22 protein-coding genes are annotated in these 19,777 nt (G+C 59.4%); 10 read left to right on the top strand and 12 right to left on the bottom strand.

Going from position 1 to position 19,777, the window contains the following annotated elements; translation table 11 throughout:
* Positions 1-3 precede the first annotated feature (3 nt).
* Positions 4-1,260, bottom strand: a complete 1,257-nt coding sequence (locus ACTG36_RS00350) for an MFS transporter (RefSeq protein WP_375279354.1) — start codon at positions 1,258-1,260, stop codon at positions 4-6.
* Positions 1,261-1,428: 168 nt separating this feature from the next.
* Here ACTG36_RS00350 and zapE point away from each other — a divergent pair, with 168 nt between their 5' ends.
* Complete coding sequence (gene zapE / locus ACTG36_RS00345; RefSeq protein WP_375279353.1) at positions 1,429-2,505, top strand: cell division protein ZapE; 1,077 nt, start codon at positions 1,429-1,431, stop codon at positions 2,503-2,505.
* Here zapE and ACTG36_RS00340 read toward each other — a convergent pair.
* From ACTG36_RS00340 to ACTG36_RS00300, 9 genes are all read right to left on the bottom strand, one after another.
* On the bottom strand, positions 2,502-3,404 hold the full coding sequence (locus ACTG36_RS00340) for a LysM peptidoglycan-binding domain-containing protein (RefSeq protein WP_375279352.1): 903 nt from the start codon (positions 3,402-3,404) through the stop codon (positions 2,502-2,504). The genes zapE and ACTG36_RS00340 overlap by 4 nt on opposite strands.
* Before the next feature lie 21 nt (positions 3,405-3,425).
* Positions 3,426-4,064: a rhodanese-like domain-containing protein gene (locus ACTG36_RS00335; RefSeq protein WP_375279351.1), complete on the bottom strand. Its 639-nt coding sequence runs from the start codon at positions 4,062-4,064 to the stop codon at positions 3,426-3,428.
* Positions 4,065-4,317: 253 nt separating this feature from the next.
* Positions 4,318-4,932, bottom strand: coding sequence for a rhodanese-like domain-containing protein (locus tag ACTG36_RS00330; protein WP_375279350.1), 615 nt, complete (start codon positions 4,930-4,932; stop codon positions 4,318-4,320).
* A gap of 150 nt (positions 4,933-5,082) precedes the next feature.
* Positions 5,083-5,631, bottom strand: a complete 549-nt coding sequence (locus tag ACTG36_RS00325) for a hypothetical protein (protein WP_375279349.1) — start codon at positions 5,629-5,631, stop codon at positions 5,083-5,085.
* A complete protein-coding gene (locus tag ACTG36_RS00320; RefSeq protein ID WP_375279348.1) occupies positions 5,628-6,896 on the bottom strand; it encodes a bifunctional folylpolyglutamate synthase/dihydrofolate synthase in 1,269 nt (422 codons plus the stop codon). Before ACTG36_RS00320 ends, ACTG36_RS00325 begins: the two co-directional genes overlap by 4 nt.
* A 76-nt stretch (positions 6,897-6,972) precedes the next feature.
* Entirely contained in the window at positions 6,973-7,368 is a 396-nt protein-coding gene (locus tag ACTG36_RS00315; protein ID WP_375279347.1) for a hypothetical protein, read from the bottom strand.
* Complete coding sequence (gene accD / locus ACTG36_RS00310; RefSeq protein WP_375279346.1) at positions 7,365-8,306, bottom strand: acetyl-CoA carboxylase, carboxyltransferase subunit beta; 942 nt, start codon at positions 8,304-8,306, stop codon at positions 7,365-7,367. Before accD ends, ACTG36_RS00315 begins: the two co-directional genes overlap by 4 nt.
* A gap of 54 nt (positions 8,307-8,360) precedes the next feature.
* Entirely contained in the window at positions 8,361-9,248 is an 888-nt protein-coding gene (locus ACTG36_RS00305) for a CPBP family intramembrane glutamic endopeptidase (protein ID WP_375279345.1), read from the bottom strand.
* Complete coding sequence (locus tag ACTG36_RS00300; protein ID WP_375279344.1) at positions 9,235-9,612, bottom strand: ACT domain-containing protein; 378 nt, start codon at positions 9,610-9,612, stop codon at positions 9,235-9,237. Before ACTG36_RS00300 ends, ACTG36_RS00305 begins: the two co-directional genes overlap by 14 nt.
* A 111-nt stretch (positions 9,613-9,723) precedes the next feature.
* On the opposite strand from ACTG36_RS00300, the gene ilvD reads away from it, so the two are divergent.
* From ilvD to ACTG36_RS00255, 9 genes are all read left to right on the top strand, one after another.
* Positions 9,724-11,496 carry a dihydroxy-acid dehydratase gene (gene ilvD / locus ACTG36_RS00295; protein WP_375279343.1) on the top strand — a complete coding sequence of 591 codons (1,773 nt, stop codon included), beginning with the start codon at positions 9,724-9,726 and terminating at the stop codon, positions 11,494-11,496.
* Between the two features lie 25 nt (positions 11,497-11,521).
* Positions 11,522-12,187 carry a hypothetical protein gene (locus ACTG36_RS00290; protein WP_439141165.1) on the top strand — a complete coding sequence of 222 codons (666 nt, stop codon included), beginning with the start codon at positions 11,522-11,524 and terminating at the stop codon, positions 12,185-12,187.
* 88 nt (positions 12,188-12,275) lie between these two features.
* Positions 12,276-13,049, top strand: coding sequence for a DUF6478 family protein (locus tag ACTG36_RS00285; RefSeq protein ID WP_375279341.1), 774 nt, complete (start codon positions 12,276-12,278; stop codon positions 13,047-13,049).
* 10 nt (positions 13,050-13,059) lie between these two features.
* A complete protein-coding gene (locus tag ACTG36_RS00280; RefSeq protein WP_375279340.1) occupies positions 13,060-13,443 on the top strand; it encodes a hypothetical protein in 384 nt (127 codons plus the stop codon).
* Positions 13,444-13,593: 150 nt separating this feature from the next.
* On the top strand, positions 13,594-15,612 hold the full coding sequence (locus ACTG36_RS00275) for an NADPH-dependent 2,4-dienoyl-CoA reductase (RefSeq protein ID WP_375279339.1): 2,019 nt from the start codon (positions 13,594-13,596) through the stop codon (positions 15,610-15,612).
* 54 nt (positions 15,613-15,666) lie between these two features.
* On the top strand, positions 15,667-15,864 hold the full coding sequence (locus tag ACTG36_RS00270) for a TIGR03643 family protein (RefSeq protein WP_375279338.1): 198 nt from the start codon (positions 15,667-15,669) through the stop codon (positions 15,862-15,864).
* A complete protein-coding gene (locus ACTG36_RS00265) occupies positions 15,861-16,517 on the top strand; it encodes an SGNH/GDSL hydrolase family protein (protein WP_375279337.1) in 657 nt (218 codons plus the stop codon). Before ACTG36_RS00270 ends, ACTG36_RS00265 begins: the two co-directional genes overlap by 4 nt.
* Positions 16,518-16,581: 64 nt before the next feature.
* Complete coding sequence (locus tag ACTG36_RS00260; RefSeq protein ID WP_375279336.1) at positions 16,582-17,145, top strand: type 1 glutamine amidotransferase domain-containing protein; 564 nt, start codon at positions 16,582-16,584, stop codon at positions 17,143-17,145.
* A 166-nt stretch (positions 17,146-17,311) separates the two neighbouring features.
* Positions 17,312-18,217, top strand: coding sequence for a LysR family transcriptional regulator (locus ACTG36_RS00255; protein ID WP_375279335.1), 906 nt, complete (start codon positions 17,312-17,314; stop codon positions 18,215-18,217).
* Positions 18,218-18,293: 76 nt separating this feature from the next.
* Here the strand turns inward: ACTG36_RS00255 and ACTG36_RS00250 are convergent, their stop codons facing one another.
* Positions 18,294-19,214: an OmpA family protein gene (locus ACTG36_RS00250; RefSeq protein ID WP_375279334.1), complete on the bottom strand. Its 921-nt coding sequence runs from the start codon at positions 19,212-19,214 to the stop codon at positions 18,294-18,296.
* Positions 19,211-19,777: a peroxidase-related enzyme gene (locus tag ACTG36_RS00245; RefSeq protein WP_439141161.1), complete on the bottom strand. Its 567-nt coding sequence runs from the start codon at positions 19,775-19,777 to the stop codon at positions 19,211-19,213. Before ACTG36_RS00245 ends, ACTG36_RS00250 begins: the two co-directional genes overlap by 4 nt.

The raw sequence follows: 19,777 nt of genomic DNA, 5'->3' as shown, positions 1-19,777 counted from the left end.
GCCCTAAGTGGCCTGTGGCACCGCAGGTGACCGGGTTTCGCGGATCGGCAGATGCACCACTGCAGAAAACGCCCCGACCGCAACACCGACCCACCAGACCGTCGTGTAGGACCCGTAGGCGTCATACAATCTGCCGCCCAACCAGACCCCTAGAAAGCTGCCCAGCTGGTGTGAGAAGAAAACGATCCCATAGAGCGTCCCCATATACCGCAGCCCATAGATATGCGCGACCAACCCGCTGGTCAGTGGCACTGTGGCCAGCCACAGCGATCCCATGACGACGGAAAAAAGGATGACCGTGGTTGGTGTGATCGGAAAGGCAATGAACAGCGCCGCCGCAATGGTACGACCGGTGTAAATGCCCGCCAACAAGTACTTCTTGGAATACCGTTTGCCGGCCCACCCGGCGAGAAGTGTCCCCGCAATATTGGCCAGACCGATCAGTGAAATCGCAATCGCACCAAGGGCCGACGTCGTGGTGATGCCGATGTTGTGCAGGGTGCCACCGGGAAGGATCGGGCCGGACATCTCGGTGATCATTGCTGGAAAATGCGCTGTGATAAAAGCCAGTTGGTAGCCACAGGAGAAGAAGCCAAGAAAGATAAGCGTGTAGGATGGGTCACGAAAGGCGCGGGTGATGACCTGACCGATGCTTTCCTCCAACTCCTGCCTGTCGGCGGTCGTGGGGGACTTCATCATCGGCAACGTCATGAGGGACGCGAGGATTAGACCCGCAAAGACCAAGAAAACCGATTGCCATGACAAGAGCGTCAAAAGATATTCCGCCAAGGGTGCGCCGAAGACCTGCCCTGCGGACCCTGCCGCCGTCGCAATGGCCAACGCCATAGAGCGGTGCTCATCTGATGCCGCCCGCCCGACGACCGCCAAAATCACCCCGAAGCCCGTTCCGGCGATCCCAAAGCCCACAAGCCAAGCATAGGTTTGATGCCCGATGGGTGAAATCGAATTGGCAGACAGGACCAAGCCCACGGCATAGACAAGCGCGCCAAGGATGATCGCCTTGCGGTCGGTCAATCGCTCCGCCAATGCGCCAAATATGGGCTGTCCAATTCCCCAGGCGAGGTTCTGGATCGCAATGGCCAATGAAAATTCAGCCCGCGCCCACCCGAACTCTTCGGCAATGGGAATTTGGAACACGCCGAATGAGGCGCGGACCGCAAAGCTGACCATGATGACGATACAGCCTGCAACAAGAACGGGTGTGACAAGGTTTGCTTGTGTGGGGGCAGAGGTGTTCATATGCGGACTTTGGGCCGAGACGGTCGGCCGGTCAATTTGGAAGATGTGATAAATCACATCAGAACTTTTGAAGGTGGGCCAAAATTCCGGAATTTTGGCGAAACAAAATACGAGAATTTTGTTGCCTCCGGCGGGGATATTTTTGAGACAGAGACAAAGGGGGCCTGCATGGTGACGGTTGTCGAGGAATATGAGGCGCGTGTCGCGTCGGGCGCATTGCGCGATGACCCAATCCAAAGGGCGGCCTTGCCTGATTTGGAAAGGGTTCGCGCTGCTGTGCGAGAGGCTCCGGCGGCACCCAAGTCAGGATGGTTTCGAAAAGCCGCGCCGGTTGAAGGGCCAAAGGGTTTGTATCTTTGGGGTGGGGTCGGACGGGGCAAATCCATGTTGATGGATTTGCTCTACGACCTCATTGAGGTCCCAAAGGAACGGCAACATTTCCATGCGTTCATGCAGTGGGTCCACGGAGCCATCGCCAAGGCGCGCGCAGAAGGGGTGGACGATGCTATTGCCCCCGTGGCGTCCGATCTTGCGGGGCGGGTACGGTTTTTGGCGTTTGATGAGATGCAGATCAGCGACATCACCGATGCGATGATTGTGGGTCGGTTGTTTGAGGCCCTGTTCGCGGCCGGTGTTACGGTGGTGACGACATCCAACCGCGTCCCAGATGATTTGTATAAAGACGGTTTGAACCGGCAACTCTTCCTGCCGTTCATTGCCTTGCTGAAAGACCGGATGCAGGTGCACGAATTGGCCAGCGATACCGATTACAGGCAAGGTGTCCTTGAAGGAACACCTACCTATTTCACGCCCAATTCTGCGCAGGCACGGGCACAGATTGATGCAATCTGGCACGAACTGGTCAAGGGGGACGCTGCACCGTTGACCTTGCGCGTCAAGGGACGGGACGTCGTGTTGCCCGCCTATGCCAATGGCGTGGGGCGGGCAAAGTTCCGCGACCTCTGCGGTGTGTTTCTGGGGGCTGCGGACTATTTGGTCATCGCGGACGCCGTTCGGGTTCTTGTCCTCGAAGACATTCCGCGATTGGGCCGGTCCAATTTCAACGAAGCCAAGCGGTTCGTCACCCTGATCGACACGCTTTATGAAGCAAAGGTGCGGTTGATAGCCTCTGCCGCCGCCGCGCCGGAGATGCTCTACCTTGAAGGGGAGGGCGTGTTTGAATTCGAACGCACCGCCAGCCGCCTGCGCGAAATGCAGGGGGTCGGTTGGGGGCGGTCAGATTAGACGCTATCGATTTGCGGGATGACCAGACGTTGACCCACGCGGATACGGTCGGGGCTGGACAGCAGGCCACGGTTGGCCTCAAAAATCGCCTCGAAGTGTTCGATTGAACCGAAAAACTTGATCGAAATCGCACCAAGGCTGTCGCCCCGTTGCACGGTGTAGAACCGTGCCTGCACGGCTTCGGTTGCCTGCTGCACGATGCGCACTTCCATGCCGTCCACTTCGTCGGGGGACACTTCGGGGATTACGGGGGCCGGTCCACCGGCTGCGATTTGGGCCTGAACGACGATGTTGTTGAGAAGCACGTGGGTGTCCACGCGGCCATCTGACGTCACCAGAATTTCCGGCACCGCAACGGTACCTGCGGCAGCAGCATCGTTGACTATGGCGTCAATGTCTTCGTCCGATGTGCCCGACCGCAGTGCGGCAATCACGATCGCCTCAAGCGTGTCGCGTTCTTGCAGGACGGACCGCTGGCCCGTCGCGGCCTCAATGCCGGCCAGAATTTCCGATGTTGATTGATGCAGCACCTGACTGTTGGTCGTCACCGGTTCAACCCCCGCAAAGCCGAGTTCCGCCAGAACGTTGTTTGTCATGTCGGACAAGCGGGTGTCGTCTGTGGTGGGGCGGGGCACGTCCACGCGGCGGGGGGCGTCGATCAGACCGGTTTCAGGTTCAATCGTCAGCGGGGTCGTCGCGGCCAAGGCTTCGTCAACGATGGATGTGATGTCTGGCGTCGCGGCGCGGGTCACTTCTTCAGAAGTGATAGCACCTTCGGCCTCGACGGGGGTGCCAAGACGGTCTGCGATCTGATCGCCGTCATCTGCGAAGGGACGAAAGATAATTAGACCGCATAGGAAAACAGCGAAGACGGTCAAGGCGACAACAATACGGATCATAGGTCAGATACTTTCAGAGCGTTAGCCGTTGGGCGACAAAAGGATGGACAGGCCGACAGACAGCCACGCCTGCATTCCGCCGCGGTAGTAGAAGAGTTTTGATGAGGGATAGCCTGCTGTGATCAGTTGGGTGATCGCGTCCGGCGCGTCAGAAGACCATGTTCCGCCGCTGTAAAACGTCAGGTCCATGGCATTGGTAAAGTCGAGTGATCCATCGGACATATCGACGGCACCAAGGGCGCGCAGGATATCTTTGCGGAACCGGTTGCCCTCGGACAAGGTGATGGCCGGAATGTTGACTGATCCGGGAATAGCGCCTGTTCCGTAGTCTTCGGGTGCGCGTGCATCAACCAGCAGGCCACGGCCTTCGGTCACAGTATTTTCCAGAAACGCAAGAACTTCGAGTTCGCCCAACGTCGCCACACCCGTGGCGGCAACCATCGGTTGGATGCAATCGGTGGGGCACGGGCGCGATGTGCGCGCGAAATCGCCCGAAATCACGGCGTTGATGTCAGGGTTGCGGAAAACGGTGAAGCTTTCGCCGTTCAGGCTAAAGGTGCTTGATTGTTTGAATGTGGTGATCCGCACGTCTTGCGCCATGGCCGCAGGGGCCGCCGCCATCAGGCCAGCGCAAGCTGCCGCTTTGATAAACTGTCCCATCTTGCCCTTTCCTCTGATCGTGACGTTGCACGGGCGGCCATTCGGCCTTGGATATTTCGTGGGGCGCGCCTTACGCTTTTCTGCGGTGGTCCGGACGCGCCCCATGGCGGCCACCGTTGCCTGTTGAAACAGAAGGACGAGCCCTCGGGCTCGCCCCCCCGCCCTGCCAAGATCGTGCGGCGCCGATGCGCCAGAACCTTTTCTCAGAACGCTGGCAGCGCGTGCTGAGGGTGAACAGACACGCGCGCGAGGGTCATTGCGCGCTGCCCGTGGTGGTTAGTCCCAAGGTCGTCCAAACCTGCATCCCGCCGCGGTAGTAGCTGATCTTTTCGGGCGGATACCCTGCGGCCAGCATGTCGGTGATGAAGGTCGGGGCGTCTTGTGTCGCGGGTCCATCATCAAAAATGATCAGGTCCATCGCGCCATCGAAGTTGAAGATGCCTTGATAGTGTTCTGCCCCCAACGCCATCAGAATCTCGTCGCGGAACGGGTTGGTTTCGGCCACCGTTGCGGCCGGAATGTTCACGGACGCCGGGATGTGTGCCACGGCGCGCGCATCTGGCAGGCGCGCATCCACCAGCAGGCCGCTGCCGTCTTCGATGGCGGTGGACATAAAATCGATGACGTCCAATTCGCCAACGGTCGCCACATTGCGCGCCGCTGTCATGGGGGACAGGCAGGGCTGGATACAATCGGACAACGCACGGCTGACCACATCGAAACTGGTGTCCGGCAAGGTGGCGGTCCGCGAAATCGTGATTTCCTGACCGTTGAACATGAACACCGCATCATCAGTCACGGGGAGAGACTGCGCCAAAGCGGTGGTTGTCAGTCCTGTGAAAATGCACGCCGAAATTGCGCGTTTCATCCTTCGTCCCCCAACGATATGAGCGCAAGATGTGGTGGTGTGGCTGGCAGGCCGACGCTCAAATAGACTTAAAAACAAGATATAGAGCGATTGCGAATCACTCGTCAAAGGAAAAACGAAGGAGGTGATTCGTTTTTTTGGAAGTGGGGGCTATCGGAGGGTGATGGGCGGATGCTGCGGCAGGCTGCTGAGCATTGCTGTGCCGCCACAATCCAGCGCGGTGGTGCCGGCCTCAAACACCGGAAATCGGGTGTAGCGCGAAATCATGCTGTCGGTGCGCCAGACGTTGTTGACGCAAAGGTCCTGTGCGTTGGTGCCGGAATTAAAGCCGAACCCCGGATCGCCGCAATCATCGGCACGGCCACCGGCATTCCACGCTTGCCCCTTGGGGCTGTCGTGCATCCCGCCGGTGGGAAAAACCATGCCACGCGGATCAAAGCTGAGGTTCCAAGACGTCTGCGGCGTCAGTTGCGACAGGTCCCACGCGCCAAGTGGCACATCGTCTTGGAACCCTTGGATGAAAAAGGCGCTGACATCGTCATGGGTGATCAAGACCCGATCCAGCAGCGCATCTGGCACGGTCATGAATCCTTCCATCCGGTAGCCATTGTCGCCCTGCCAGCAGAATTCGAAATCAGCGGCTTTCACGGCCTGCGCGGGTAGGGTGAGGGCGGCAAGGAGGGCTGCTGCGCGGATCATGTGTTTTCCCGGATGACGTGGCCCGCGAAATACAAAGACCCGCAGATTAGGATGCGCGCATTGGGCGTCTGTGCGGTGATCGCATCGAGGGCGGCCAAAAGATCGGGCGCGGTTTGGGCAGGGATACCTGCCTTTGTCGCGGCGGCGGCGGTGTCTTCGGCAGGCAGTGTGTTCTTCTCACCGGGGATCGACACCGCTGTGAGGGACGCCGCGTAAGGCTTCAGCGGCACCATGAACCCCGTGACGTCCTTGGTGTTGAGCATCCCGCAGATCAGATGTGTTGGTTTTTCCGGAAGCGTCGCAAGCGTCGCGGCAATCGCGTGACCCGCCGCGGGGTTGTGACCACCATCGAGCCAAATTTCCGCCGGGCTGCACCGATCCACGAGGGGCCCCCTCGTGATCCGCTGCATCCGCGCAGGCCATTCGGCCTGTGTCATCGCCGCCTCGCAAGCGGCCTCATCCGCGCCGAGGTGGGTCAACGCGGCCAGAACAGCGCCAGCGTTCTGGATTTGATGGGGGCCAGGCAGGGCGGGCAGCGACAGATCAAGAAGGCGGGTTTCGTCCTGATAGACAAGCCGGTCGTGTTCGCGGGTGACGTGGAACTGTTGGCCATAGGCCAGCACCGGCGCGCTTTCGCGCAGGGCTTTGCGTTCAATCACATCCATCGCGTCATCTTGTTGCGGACCAACGATCACAGGCACGCCACGTTTGATGATCCCCGCCTTTTCGCCAGCAATTTCAGCCAAGGTATCACCTAGGAATTGTTGGTGGTCCAAATCGACCGGTGTGATGATCGACAAACGGGGTGTCATGACGTTTGTGGCATCCAGCCGCCCGCCCAAGCCCACCTCAAGCAGGGTGTAGTCGGCGGGTGTTTCAGCAAAAGCCAGAAGGGCCGCGCAGGTGGTGATTTCGAAATAGGTGATGTCTCGGCCGTCATTGGCGGCATAGCAACGGTCGAGCGCTTCGGTCAGCGCCTCTTCGGTAATCAGCGTGCCTGCCAGCCGGATGCGTTCATGAAACCGCGCTAGATGGGGGGACGTATAGGCGTGGACCTTGGCGCCCGTCGCCTCAAGCCCTGCGCGGATCATGGCCTGCGTGCTGCCTTTGCCATTTGTGCCTGCAATATGAATGACAGGCGGCAGACGGTCCTGCGGGTTGCCCAAAGCGCCCAGCAGCCGCCACATGCGGTCCAGTGTCAGGTCAATCACCTTGGGGTGCAGCGCCATCATGCGGTCAAGGATCAGGTCGGAGGATTGGGGCATCACGGTGGGCCTTTGTGCGGGGTTGAAAGCGGCCCTCCGGGGGGAGTTTTTCGGGCCAGATGAAACAGGGGACCCGTCAGGCTGGAATCCGCTGCGTTTTGATCAAAAACAAGAGCAGAGCACCCGCGACGACGTCAAGTCCGCCGCACATGGCGGGCCACCAAACAGGGCCGGGGTGGCCGGTGAGCAAGGTTGCGGCGTCAAACAGCCCGTGCGCGATAATGCCTGCGGCAAGGACGGTCGCGCTGGTTTTGAAGCCGTAGGCGGCCAGCGCGCTGAAGGCCAGAAAGACGACGCAGTGCAGGATGATCGTGGCGGTGCCTGCGTTAGCCTGAAAGGCGAAGACGGGCCAGAACAAGGCGATGGCCCCTAGTAAAACGGCGATGCCGCTGCGGTCCTCAAGCGCGCCCAAACGGTAGAGCGTGCCGATTAGGACCGCGCCGAGCCCAGCCCCGATCAAAAGGGCCGTCATTCGTTGGTGTCTTCGCCTGTCGCCGCTTCAAGAACGTCCTCGACTTCGGTTTTATCAGCGGGTGCTGGCAAATCACCTGCGACGGCTGGATCAAGGTTCATCAGCATGCGGGTGATCGTGATCAGTTCATCGCGCATTTTGCCGCGTTCTGTGACGCGGTCGAGCATCCCATGATCCAGCAGGTATTCCGCCCGTTGGAACCCTTCGGGCAGTTTTTCGCGGATGGTTTGTTCGATAACGCGCGGGCCGGCAAAACAGATCAGCGCATTGGGTTCTGCGATATGCACATCGCCCAGCATTGCGTAGCTGGCAGTGACGCCGCCGGTGGTCGGATGGGTCAGGACCACGATGTAGGGCAGGTTCGCCTCTTTCAGCATTTCAATCGCGACAGTTGTGCGCGGCATCTGCATCAGGCTGAGGATGCCTTCTTGCATGCGTGCGCCACCGGCGGCGGAAAACAAGATCAGCGGACACTGGCGTTCGACCGCCTTTTCAGCGGCGGCAATGATCGCGTTGCCCACGTACATTCCCATGGACCCGGCCATAAAGCTGAAATCCTGACAGGCGGCCACGATAGGGGTGCGGCCCATGTCGCCGGTGGCCACCAACATGGCCTCTTTTTCGTCAGTCTGCTTTTGGGCGGCTTTCAGACGGTCAGGATAGCGTTTTTGATCGCGGAAATTGAGCGGGTCGACTGTCGGCGCGGGCACGGCCACTTCGGCGAATGCACCACCATCAAAGAGGTTCGCGAACCGGTCGCGGGGGCTGATCTGCATGTGATGTCCGCAAGACGTGCAGACGTTCAAATTCTCGGCCAGTTCGCGGTGAAACAGCATCGTGCCGCATTCATCGCATTTCGACCACAGGTTCTCAGGCACCTCGCGGCGCGAAAAAATCGAATTGATGCGCGGGCGGACGTAGTTGGAAATCCAGTTCATGGGGGCCTCGAATTATGGTTGGTCTCAAATAAGCCTGTCGCTGCGTAAATGCAATCAACGCCGGATGGCCAGACGGGTGGCCAGCCAAACCGACAGCAGAAAGAGAGTTTCAAACGGCACCCAAGGGTCCCATGGCAGGCCGCCTGTGGGCCAGACGTATAAGGATGCACCATACAGCCAGTCGTCGGCGGCCAGCACGAACATGGCAAAGAAATTGTTGATAAAGTGGATCGCAATGGCCGGGCCAAGGGTGCCGTGTCGCGCAGTGACATCCGCGCAGACAAGGCCAAGCCCCATGGCCCAGACCACATAGGCCCAGGTTGAATAGGGCGGTTGGGTGCCGTCGTAGTGGATGAGCCCAAACAGCACCGAGGGGATCACCATCCACACCAGTGGATTGCGCGACAGGGCGGCCATATGGCTTTGCAAATAGCCACGAAAGACCAATTCCTCCGCCCCGATTTGCACCAACAGCAGCGGTAAGGTCAGGGGTAGGATCGCGAGCCATGTGGCGACGTCCATCTGTTGGTAGACAGTAGGGTCAGACAGCGACGGGCCAAGAGCGACGATGTAGAGAGGGATCAAATAGACCGCCACTTTGACACCTGCATAAAGTGCCGTTGCGGGTTGGCCGACCAAAGCCCCGAGTGCAACCCGGTGCAACAACCGCAAAATGCCCCACAGAAGCGCCGCATAGACCGCGAACAGCGCCAGATTCCACCGGACCGCGAGCGGCGTTGACCCACTGTAGAACGCATCTGCCATGTCGGGGTTGTCGACGATCCGAGGGCTGTAGGCCCAGACGGTCAGCACCGGTGTGACCAAGAGCGCGAACCCGTAATACAGCACAAAAAGGCTGATCCCGACGAAGGCCCAATTGGCCGATGCCTCAAACGGGGCGGCCCGTTGGGCCATGGGGGCGTAGCGGTTAGGCAACGACATGGCCGGCCTGTTCCAAAAGGCGGCGGGTTTGGGTAAGCGAAGCGCTGCGCACCAGCAGGTAATCGCGCAAGTGGGTCGAAATCACGAACACACCCAGCCCAGCGGATGAGATTGGCGTGACAGCCGCCATAACCACCCCCGGTTCATCAAGATCTGCCAGTGTTTCGACGCGCAGCGCGGACCAGCCGCGTTCGGCGGCGACAGTCGCGGGGATCAGATCGGCGCGGCAGACGATGGACAATTCATCCTCGGCGCGGGTGATGGACGTCAGCCCCGTCCCGCTTGGCCATTCGGGCACAGCGGCGTCGGCAGGCAGACGGACGATCGCATAAGGATCAGGCAGGGACGTGAAGCTGAGTTGCATGGTGTCATCGTGGCCTGCCTGCCCCCGGATGCCAAGTCACTTGCGGCTTGTCCCTTTCGCCAAGGCAATTTAGACCGTTGCGCAACGCTTATTCCTTGGGAGGATGCCGTCATGGCGAAAGATCACAACAACCGCACCGACAAGACCAATCTGCCCAGCCGTCACGTGACAATCGGGCCCGCGCGCGCGCCGCACCGGTCCTATTACTATGCCATGGGCATGACCGAGGAAGAGATTTACCAACCACTGGTGGGTGTCGCCACCTGCTGGAACGAAGCCGCCCCGTGTAACATCGCCCTGAACCGTCAGGCGCAATCAGTGAAGCTGGGCGTGAAAACCGCCAATGGCACGCCACGCGAATTCACCACCATCACCGTGACCGACGGCATCGCCATGGGTCACGAAGGGATGCGGTCATCGCTTGCCTCCCGTGAGGCGATTGCCGACACCGTTGAACTGACCATGCGCGGCCATTCCTATGACGCTATCGTTGGTCTTGCAGGCTGTGACAAATCCCTTCCCGGTATGATGATGGCCATGGTGCGTCTGAACACCCCGTCTGTCTTTATCTACGGCGGGTCGATCCTGCCGGGTCGTGCGCCTGCGGGCGCTGATGTGCCAGCGGATTTCGCCAACCGCGATCTAACCGTGCAGGACATGTTTGAGGCCGTGGGTCGCCAGCAAAACGGCACCCTGTCTGAGGAAGCCTTGGAAGTGTTGGAACGGGTGGCCTGCCCGTCGGCCGGTGCCTGCGGTGGCCAGTTTACAGCCAACACCATGGCTTGTGTGTCTGAGGCGATTGGTCTGGCCTTGCCGAACTCCTCCTCTGCGCCCGCGCCCTACGAATCCCGCGATCAGTATGGCAAAGCCTCGGGTGAGGCTGTCATGAACCTGATCGCCAAGAACATCCGCGCACGGGACATCGTGACCCGTCAGTCGCTTGAAAACGCAGCCCGTGTGGTGGCCTGTACCGGCGGGTCGACCAACGCCGGTTTGCACCTGCCTGCTATCGCACATGAGGCTGGAATCGATTTTGATCTGATGGACGTCTGCGACATCTTCCGTGACACGCCGTACTTCGTCGACCTCAAACCAGGTGGCCAATATGTGGCCAAAGACCTGTACGAAGTCGGCGGCGTGCCCGTCGTCATGCGCGAATTGCGCAAGGCCGGACTGGTCCATGAGGATTGCATCACCGCCACGGGCGAAAGCATCGGTCACGAGTTGGACCTGATTGAGCGTAACGCCGACGGCAAAGTCATCTATCCGGTCGAAACACCGATCACGGCCACGGGCGGTGTTGTTGGCCTCAAGGGCAATCTGGCCCCCGAAGGCGCCATCGTAAAGGTCGCGGGCATGTCTGCCGAAGAGCAGTCTTTCACCGGCCCCGCCCGTGTGTTCGAAAGCGAAGAAGAGGCTTTTGAGGCCGTCAAAAAGCGCGAATACAAAGAGGGTGAAGTTCTGGTGATCCGCAACGAAGGCCCCTCTGGCGGTCCAGGTATGCGCGAAATGCTGGCGACCACGGCAGCACTGTCCGGTCAGGGCATGGGCAAGAAAGTGGCGCTAATCACCGATGGTCGGTTCTCTGGTGCGACCCGCGGGTTCTGTGTGGGCCACGTTGGGCCGGAGGCCGCGCATTGTGGGCCCATCGGCCTGTTGCAGCATGGCGACATGATCACCATCAACGCCGTCACCGGTGAACTTTCTGTCGATCTGACCGACGACGAACTGGCTGCGCGCAAGGCCGATTGGAAAGGTCCAAAAGAGACGATCTATGCTTCCGGCGCGTTGTGGAAATACGCCCAGCTGGTCGGTGGTGCCCAAAAAGGTGCGGTCACGCATCCGGGTGCCAAGGAAGAACGCCACATCTACATGGATATCTAGGTTCGTGTGGGGGCGGGGGTTCGTCATGGTGCGGGGGATCGCAGCGGCTGCTTTGATCGCTTTGTCGGGCTGTGCGGATCTGACCACCGGCGTGGCCGACACTTTGGCGGGTTTTGGGTCCTCGCGTGATGCGACGAACGAAGGCATCTGCACCTTGGCCCTTTTGGGCGGTGAAGTGCGGGTGCGCGGACCCGAAGGCTATTGCATCGACCAAGCCGCCAGTGACGCGCGCCGTGGGTTTGCCGTTCTGGCGGGCTGCGCATTGCTGTCGGATGAGGCTGTCGTCATGCCCAGCACCGATGGCCTGATCCTTGTACAATTCGGGGATGAAGGCACCGCCAGTGTGACCGACAACGAAGAACCCTTCGCGGCCTTTCTGGCAACAGACCTCGGCCGATCCGTTTTGTCGGCCAACGGCGATGCGGCGAATGTGGCATCGGTGTCAACGGTGACGGATCGCGCAGGTGTCTTGGCGCGGTTCGAAGACGCCTCAGGACCGGGGTTTGCTGGAACCAGTGGCGCGCAATGGCGCGGGTTTTTGGACGTACAGGGCCGTTTGACGACCGTCTCTATCCTGAGTTTTGATCGCAATCCCCTTAGCCGTGGGGAAGGCGAGAGACTGCTGGTCGTGTCCATGGCGGAATTGGCCGAGGCCAACACCCTGTCGGACGACGTCGCACTGTCCAACTAATTCACTGTATTTGCCTGTATAATTGTTTCCTTTTTCGAAACAATTTGTCAGGTATGGTCGCACAACGAGAATCCGACCGGCGGGAAAAATGGCGCAACACAAAAGTGGGATATTGGAACGCATCGTGATGCGGCGCGCACGGGCCTTTTGGGCACGAGCCGCCAATGCGGCCCCCACAACGGATTTGGCCGTCTTGCGCAGGCGTCGCAATCAAGCGCGCATTCTGCGTCAGAAACTGGATGAGCTGACACACACAGCCGACAGCCGCTTGGCCCTGCCGCGCATCGGGTCGTCATCGTTTCCCAAGCCGCCGGGCACCGATTGGGCGTGGCGGCCTCAGCTTTGGCGCGGGGCATTGCCGGTCAAAGGAATGGCGTCGGTTGAAAGCAAAACCATGCTGGGCGATGAGGTCACGATCTTTCATGATTGCCACATCTCTGAGTTGACACTGCGCCAGTTGCGCAACATCCGTGAGGCCGATTTGGCCCCCTTTGGGCTGCGCATGGATGTGTTCCGGTTTGACGGTTCTTTCCTGAGCCTTGTGCTGAACCTGCCGCCCGCCAGTTGTGATGGCCTGCTGCGCACACATCTTTTGCGGCTGGAGGCGATTGTCGAGGTTGAAAAACCCCTTGAGGTTTTTGCGCGCCTCAATGTGCGCCACGGCCCAAACACCGAACAAATCGTGCGGGAGCTGCCCCTGAACGATGATCATGTGATGGTCGAGTTTGATCTGGCCTACACCAAGCTGAACGAAAAGCGGGTGGATTCGATGTGGGTTGATCTGATCTTTGAAGGGCCGGAAATGAATCAGGTTACGATCCGGGACGTGACCCTATCACGCAACCCACGAGCCGAGTTGTAAGAGGATGTCCATGTCTGACGATATCGAACTGACCAAACTTCGAATGGTTGAAGGCGTCTGGACCGGGGCCTTGCGCCACACTGGGTCAAGCGATTGGCAGCCCGACATTCAAGTCACCCATCTCGATGACGTCTTGCCCGGCGTTGACGTTGTTGAGGACCGGGTGGAGGAACATTGGCTCGTGTCTGTGCCTGTCCCGGCTGAGAAAATCGCCGATGGTGTGCAGACCTTCGTGATTTCCGATGCGCGGTCGGACACGGTGTTGGGCAGTTTTTCCATCGTTGCGGGGGATGCCCTGGCAGAGGATATCCGCGCCGAGATGTCGTTGCTGCGCGCTGAGTTGGATATGTTGAAGAAGGCCTTCCGTCGGCACTGCGTCGAGACTTTGGGCTAAGATTTTCGAATTGGCTTCACCAATCCGATCCGCGCCGCTGCGCGGCGCAGATTTTAGGTATTTTTGAACCAGAGAAATAGGTGACGTCGCGTTTGGGGTGACGTGCGCGTCAAGGTGCACCAGATTGTCTTGGAAACGAGGAGATGTCCCATGACCCAGTATCCGCATTTGTTGGCCCCTTTGGATTTGGGCTTCACCACGTTGAAAAACCGCGTGTTGATGGGGTCCATGCACACCGGACTTGAAGAAACGCGGGATTGGAACCGGGTGGCGGAGTTTTATGCCGCCCGTGCCCGTGGCGGGGTTGCCTTGATGGTCACAGGTGGGATGGCCCCCAATGCCGAAGGTGGCGTGTTCCCCGGTGCGGCGGGTCTGTTTTCGGATCAGGACATCGCGAACCACAAAGTTGTCACAGACCGCGTGCATGATGCAGGTGGCAAGATTGCCATGCAAATCTTGCATGCCGGGCGCTATGCCTATTCCAAGGACTGCGTGGCACCGTCGCCGGTGAAATCCCCCATCTCTCCTTTCCCGCCGCGCGAATTGGACGAGGATGGCATCGAACAGCAGATCACCGACATGGTCACCGCAGCCGTGCGCGCCAAAGAGGCCGGTTATGACGGGGTCGAGGTTATGGGGTCTGAGGGGTATTTCCTGAACCAGTTCCTTGTGACCCATACCAACAAGCGCGAAGACCGCTGGGGCGGGACCTATGAAAACCGAATGCGCCTGCCGGTAGAGGTCGTGCGCCGTGTGCGTGAGGCCGTGGGGACGGATTTTATCGTGATCTACCGGCTGTCGATGATCGACCTGATCCCAAACGGGTCCACTTGGGACGAGGTCGTCACGCTGGCACGCGCGATTGAGGCGGCGGGGGCGACGATCCTCAACACAGGGATCGGTTGGCATGAGGCACGGATTCCGACGATCGCCACCTCAGTGCCGCGTCGGGCCTTTACCTGGGTGACCAAGAAGCTGATGGGGGAGGTGGGTATCCCTGTCATCACGTCCAACCGCATCAACACGCCGCAGGTGGGTGAGGATGTCTTGGCCGATGGTTGCGCGGACATGGTCAGCATGGCGCGGCCATTCTTGGCGGATCCGGATTTCGTCGCCAAGGCGCAGGCCGGTCGGGCGGAGATGATCGCGCCCTGTATTGCCTGTAATCAGGCCTGTCTGGATCATACGTTTTCGATGAAGATCGCGTCGTGTCTGGTGAACCCCAAAGCCGCCCATGAGACCGAACTGGTGATGACGCCGTCCACAAAGTCGGTTGGCATCGTAGGGGCGGGCCCGGCGGGGTTGGCCGCTGCTTTGGCGGCAGCGGAACGGGGCATGTCTGTAACGGTCTTTGATCGTGCAGACGACATCGGCGGGCAGCTGAATATGGCCAAACAGGTTCCCGGTAAGGAAGAATTCTGGGGACTGGTCGATTATTATCGCGCCGCCGTCGCCGACGCCGGGATCACCTTGAAACTGGGTGCCAAAGCCTCCGCCGATGATCTGACCGGTTTTGATGAGGTCATTGTCGCCACCGGCGTGACCCCACGTGACCCGCAAATCGACGGCCAAGACATGCCCCATGTGCTGTCCTACATCGACGTTCTGCGCGGTAAGGCCAAGGTCGGCCAGAAGGTCGCCATCATCGGGGCCGGCGGGATCGGGTTTGATGTGGCGGATTATCTGGTGACGGATGACAGCCCCACCGAGGATCTGGCCGCATGGCTTGAAGAATGGGGCGTTGGTGATCCTGAGGATGTTCGTGGCGGTTTGCGCCCCGAGGGGCCGCAACCCGATGCTGCAATCCGTCAGGTGACGTTGTTGCAGCGCAAAGCGCAAAAGCTGGGCAAGGGTCTGGGCAAGACTACGGGCTGGATTCACCGCGCGGCGTTGAAGATGAAAAACGTCGAAATGGTGGGTGGTGTGAACTACGAACGCATCGACGACAAAGGCCTGCACGTCAGCTTTGGCGACGCGCGGGAGAACCCGACGTTGATTGAGGCCGACACCATTGTCTTGTGCGCGGGTCAAATCCCCCAGCGGTCCCTTGCGGATGCGTTGGAGACCAAAGGCATCACCGCCCATGTGATTGGCGGTGCGGATGTTGCAGCCGAACTGGACGCCAAGCGCGCGATTGATCAGGGCACCCGTCTGGTTGCAGGTCTATAGCGCGGGGTTGACCCCGTCACATCCGGTCTAGGTCTTGGCGTCAAGGAGGGCGCCATGACCGAAGCCGATACATCTGCCATCATTGAAATGGCGCTGAGCGATCATGTCCCTTTCGCGACGATCCATGCTGAATACGGGTTGAGCGAGAAAGAGGTCGTGGCCTTGATGCGGGCAAATTTGAAACCCAGCAGCTACCGAACATGGCGCAAACGGGTGCATGATTTTGGATCACGACGGGAATATTATAAATGAAGCTCCTTTCCGTTCTGGCGTTATGCGCCCTGTCCGCTTGCGTCGTCATAGCCCCACGTGTCGATCCTGATGCGGAGGTCCTCGTCATCGGCGACAGCATTCTTGCGTGGCATCGCGGCAAGGGCGCGTCGATTCCTGCGGTAGTCGAAGATCAGACCCAACGTGGCGTGACGAACCAAGCCATTGCGGGGGCCACTTTCATCGGGTCGCGCGGGATTCCTTCGCAATTTGCCTCAGGTGACTGGGACATTGTCCTGATGAACGGTGGCGGAAACGACATTGGTGACGTCTGCGGCACATCCGGTGAGGCTGCGGTGCTGAACCGGTTGATCTCACCCGATGGTACCCAAGGCGCCATTCCTGACTTTGTGCGCCGCGTGCGGGCGACGGGTGCTGATGTCATTTGGCTTGGGTATTATCCGATCAGTGTTGAAGGTGGGCCTTTCGCGCCGTGCCGCGTGACCCTTGATCAACTGAAAGCCCGACAACAGACCATGGCGCGCATTTTGGATGGCGTGACTTTCGTGGATACGGCCGATGTGATCGCGCCCGACAACCTTGCGCTTTATGACGGTGATCTTGTGCATCCGTCGGTGGACGGTGCGGCGCGGATCGGTGTTCAGGTGGCTTCCGTGGTGCGCCAGCTTCCGTAAAGACAGCGTGGAACATCGGCACACTCTCCGCGTTGTTTTTGCAAGCAACTTATAGGAGGCCATCATGCCAAAGATTGACACATCCAAAATCCTTATCCTGTCGACCCACGGGTTTGAGCAGTCCGAGCTTGAGTTCCCCCGCGACCAGCTGCGCGCCAAAGGCGCGACTGTCCATGTTGCCACATTGGACGGAAAGGCGATCAAAGGATGGGAAGGCGATGACTGGGGCCGTGAGGCAGACGCTGACCTGAAAATCGCGGATGCGAAGGTCGAAGATTATGACGCCCTTGTCTTGCCCGGAGGCCAGATCAACCCCGATCTGCTGCGTGTGGACAAAGACACGTTGTTGTTGATCCGTGCCTTCGCTGACGCCGGTAAAATCATTGCCGCTGTGTGTCATGCGCCGTGGTTGTTGGTTGAGGCCGGACTCGCACAGGGGCGTGAGATGACGTCCTTCCACTCGATCCGGACTGACGTTGAAAATGCGGGCGCACAGTGGGTGGACCAGTCTGTCGCCATCAGCAACGGCATTATCACAAGCCGCAATCCCGACGATCTTAAAGACTTTGTCGCAAAGATCGTGGAAGAGGTGGAAGAGGGCAAACATCCACGCGATATCGCAGCCTAGAACCTTACAATGTAGAGCGCCCCGTTTTGGAAACGGGGCGTTTCTGCGTTTCCTGCCCCGCAACAGTCGTGCAGAAACCGCGTAATTGTCAGGCGAGCGTCTCAGTCCTGCCCGATTTCAAACCGATAGATGGTCCTCGAAAAAAGACGCAAACCGAGGACGACGCATGGATCGCCTGACCGAAATGGAAGCCTTCGCCACAGTTGTGGATCAAGGTGGATTTACTGACGCAGCCAAGAAAATGGGGATTTCCAAATCCGCCGTGTCCAAGCATGTGTCATCTCTCGAAGCCCGCCTTGGCGCGCGCCTTTTGAACCGGACGACCCGCCGGGTTAGCCCCACCGAAATCGGCCTTGCCTATTATGATCGGGCCCGTCGCGTTCTAAATGACGCAGGCGAAGCGGATGCGCTTGTCACGTCCATGCAAAGCGCGCCGTCTGGTCTGTTGCGGATTTCCGTGGCCACTGATTTTGGAGTGAACCATCTGTCCCCTGTGTTGGGCGATTTCCTTGGCGAATTCCCGGACATCACGGTCAACATGGTTCTCAACAACCGGTACGTTGAACTGATTTCCGAAGGTTTCGACATGGCCGTCCGCATTGGTGAGTTGGAAGACAGCACTTTGAGGGCACGCAAATTGACGGAAACGTCCCGCCGGATGGTCGCGTCCCCTGCTTATTTTGAACAATACGGTCGCCCCGAAAAGATCGATGATCTGAATGACCATAAACTGCTGCACTATTCCAATCAGGCCAATTCGGCGGTCTGGAAATTGACGGCGCCCTCAGGCGAGAAACGTCAGGTTCGCACGGCTGGGTGGTTGACGGTCAACGACGGTCAGTCCTTGTTGAACGCCGCGATCTCGGGCCTTGGCATCGCCTATCTGCCGTCCTTCCTTTACGCTGATGCGATGGAAAAAGGCCTGATCGAAGAGGCCATTCCCGACCTTCCGGTCGAAACCCAAGGCATTTACGCGGTCTATCCGCCTGGTCGTTTCACACAGCCTAAGGTCCGCGCCTTTATTGATTTCTTGGTCCATGCTTTTGCCGAAAAAGGCCCCGACGCTTGGTAGCCACAGACGTGACGTGTTAAATTCCCATGGGTGCATAGGCCCCACCTAACGCAGCCTTCGGGTTGCGTTTTTTTGTTCACTGGGTTGAGGTGATGATGACTTCGACTCGACGGTTTGCGTCACGACCGGCTTCGGTCACGTTTGTGGCGACAGGGGCCAGATAGCCTATGCCTTGGGCGTCCAATTGGCGACGTGGGACGTTATAAGTCGTCACCAAACGTTCCAAGACGGACCCCGAACGCCGCTTGGACAATGCAATGTTGCTATCTAGCGATCCGACTGCATCCGTATGTCCGACCAAAGCCACCTGCCGGTCGGGGTTGGCGATCAGGTACTCGGCCAAGGTCCGGAGGCTGTCAAAAGACGCGTCTCCCAATTGTGCCGATCCGGTTTTAAATGTGAGGTCGGACAGAATAAACCGCCCCGATTGTTCCAATTCTTGCGCCAGATCACCGGTCACGACAGGCCCTTGCGCCCGCACTGCGGGTGCCGCGGCTGTGGCCAAAACCTCAGCCTGGCCGCCAACGCGTGTGACTTGCACGAACCCCGCCGAAGACGATCGGCTGGCCAGCAGGCTGACCAATTCCGTGTCCTCATCGGTGGTGCGCCGTGCGGCGAGGTAGCGGTAATCGCCAAAATTCACCTGCATATCCGGAGCGGGCAAAACGCGTGTGCTAAAGCGGAAATCAAATCCGCCGCACACGTCGTCGGTGCAGGTGAACACCACGTCAAACCCGGCTTCGATCAACTGCGCCTCAAGCGGGTCGATGATTTGAAAGGTGGTCAGCCCCGTCGCCTCAATCCGCCAGGCTTGTTGGACGAAGGCGCCCGCTTCCGTCTGGGTGGGTAGGCCCTCCACCGTCCAGCTGCCGATGGGCATGGCATAGCTGTCCGCAGCGCTCACGTCCTCCGCTGTCAGCGCCGCATTGGCTGGCATGTCGAGGGTGACAGCCAGCGCAGGCAGCGGCAAAAGGGACAGGAGCGCGGCGCGGATCATCTGTTCTGGGCGTGATAGTCGTCGTTCGGGCGCATGTCCGTGGCAGACGCCATGCGGTTCGTCATGTTGAAAAAACCGACCACTGCGGTGATGTCCCAGATGTCGCGGTCCGTAAACCCGGCGGTGCGCAGGGCGGTGCGATCATCCTCTGTGATCTCCGCACTGGCCTTTGTGACTTTTTCGGCAAAGCCCAACATCGCCGTTTGGCGCCCGTCCAGATCGGCCACCCGCCAGTTCATCACAAGCATCTCCCCCAGCTTCGGATCACCCGACAGGGCGCGCACGGCTTGGCCATGGGCCGTCAGGCAGTAGAAACATTTGTTGATGGAGGACACGACCACCGCGATCATCTCCCTCTCCAACTTTGTCAGGCCCGACTCCGCCAGCATCAAATCGTTGTACATGGCCGAAAACGCATCGAACTTGGCCCCGTCAAAGGCATAGGCCCGCAGGACGATGGGCACGAAGCCCAGCTTGTCGTCACACACGTCAAAGTATTTCGCGATGTGATCTGGCAGCGGGTCCTGTGCGGGCAGGTTCAGGGCGGTTGGCAATTTGGTCAT

It is taken from the genome of Pseudooctadecabacter sp., assembly GCF_965657175.1.
Classification (GTDB): domain Bacteria; phylum Pseudomonadota; class Alphaproteobacteria; order Rhodobacterales; family Rhodobacteraceae; genus Octadecabacter.
Note: the sequence above shows the minus strand (reverse complement) of the source record. Positions and strands in the feature narration are given on the sequence as shown.

What these genes read in the sequence shown, in the direction of transcription:
- ACTG36_RS00350 (WP_375279354.1), bottom strand. Translation starts at nt 1,260, where the DNA reads ATGAACACCTCTGCCCCCACACAAGCAAACCTTGTCACACCCGTTCTT.
- zapE (WP_375279353.1), top strand. Translation starts at nt 1,429, where the DNA reads ATGGTGACGGTTGTCGAGGAATATGAGGCGCGTGTCGCGTCGGGCGCA.
- ACTG36_RS00340 (WP_375279352.1), bottom strand. Translation starts at nt 3,404, where the DNA reads ATGATCCGTATTGTTGTCGCCTTGACCGTCTTCGCTGTTTTCCTATGC.
- ACTG36_RS00335 (WP_375279351.1), bottom strand. Translation starts at nt 4,064, where the DNA reads ATGGGACAGTTTATCAAAGCGGCAGCTTGCGCTGGCCTGATGGCGGCG.
- ACTG36_RS00330 (WP_375279350.1), bottom strand. Translation starts at nt 4,932, where the DNA reads ATGAAACGCGCAATTTCGGCGTGCATTTTCACAGGACTGACAACCACC.
- ACTG36_RS00325 (WP_375279349.1), bottom strand. Translation starts at nt 5,631, where the DNA reads ATGATCCGCGCAGCAGCCCTCCTTGCCGCCCTCACCCTACCCGCGCAG.
- ACTG36_RS00320 (WP_375279348.1), bottom strand. Translation starts at nt 6,896, where the DNA reads ATGCCCCAATCCTCCGACCTGATCCTTGACCGCATGATGGCGCTGCAC.
- ACTG36_RS00315 (WP_375279347.1), bottom strand. Translation starts at nt 7,368, where the DNA reads ATGACGGCCCTTTTGATCGGGGCTGGGCTCGGCGCGGTCCTAATCGGC.
- accD (WP_375279346.1), bottom strand. Translation starts at nt 8,306, where the DNA reads ATGAACTGGATTTCCAACTACGTCCGCCCGCGCATCAATTCGATTTTT.
- ACTG36_RS00305 (WP_375279345.1), bottom strand. Translation starts at nt 9,248, where the DNA reads ATGTCGTTGCCTAACCGCTACGCCCCCATGGCCCAACGGGCCGCCCCG.
- ACTG36_RS00300 (WP_375279344.1), bottom strand. Translation starts at nt 9,612, where the DNA reads ATGCAACTCAGCTTCACGTCCCTGCCTGATCCTTATGCGATCGTCCGT.
- ilvD (WP_375279343.1), top strand. Translation starts at nt 9,724, where the DNA reads ATGGCGAAAGATCACAACAACCGCACCGACAAGACCAATCTGCCCAGC.
- ACTG36_RS00290 (WP_439141165.1), top strand. Translation starts at nt 11,522, where the DNA reads ATGGTGCGGGGGATCGCAGCGGCTGCTTTGATCGCTTTGTCGGGCTGT.
- ACTG36_RS00285 (WP_375279341.1), top strand. Translation starts at nt 12,276, where the DNA reads ATGGCGCAACACAAAAGTGGGATATTGGAACGCATCGTGATGCGGCGC.
- ACTG36_RS00280 (WP_375279340.1), top strand. Translation starts at nt 13,060, where the DNA reads ATGTCTGACGATATCGAACTGACCAAACTTCGAATGGTTGAAGGCGTC.
- ACTG36_RS00275 (WP_375279339.1), top strand. Translation starts at nt 13,594, where the DNA reads ATGACCCAGTATCCGCATTTGTTGGCCCCTTTGGATTTGGGCTTCACC.
- ACTG36_RS00270 (WP_375279338.1), top strand. Translation starts at nt 15,667, where the DNA reads ATGACCGAAGCCGATACATCTGCCATCATTGAAATGGCGCTGAGCGAT.
- ACTG36_RS00265 (WP_375279337.1), top strand. Translation starts at nt 15,861, where the DNA reads ATGAAGCTCCTTTCCGTTCTGGCGTTATGCGCCCTGTCCGCTTGCGTC.
- ACTG36_RS00260 (WP_375279336.1), top strand. Translation starts at nt 16,582, where the DNA reads ATGCCAAAGATTGACACATCCAAAATCCTTATCCTGTCGACCCACGGG.
- ACTG36_RS00255 (WP_375279335.1), top strand. Translation starts at nt 17,312, where the DNA reads ATGGATCGCCTGACCGAAATGGAAGCCTTCGCCACAGTTGTGGATCAA.
- ACTG36_RS00250 (WP_375279334.1), bottom strand. Translation starts at nt 19,214, where the DNA reads ATGATCCGCGCCGCGCTCCTGTCCCTTTTGCCGCTGCCTGCGCTGGCT.
- ACTG36_RS00245 (WP_439141161.1), bottom strand. Translation starts at nt 19,777, where the DNA reads ATGACCAAATTGCCAACCGCCCTGAACCTGCCCGCACAGGACCCGCTG.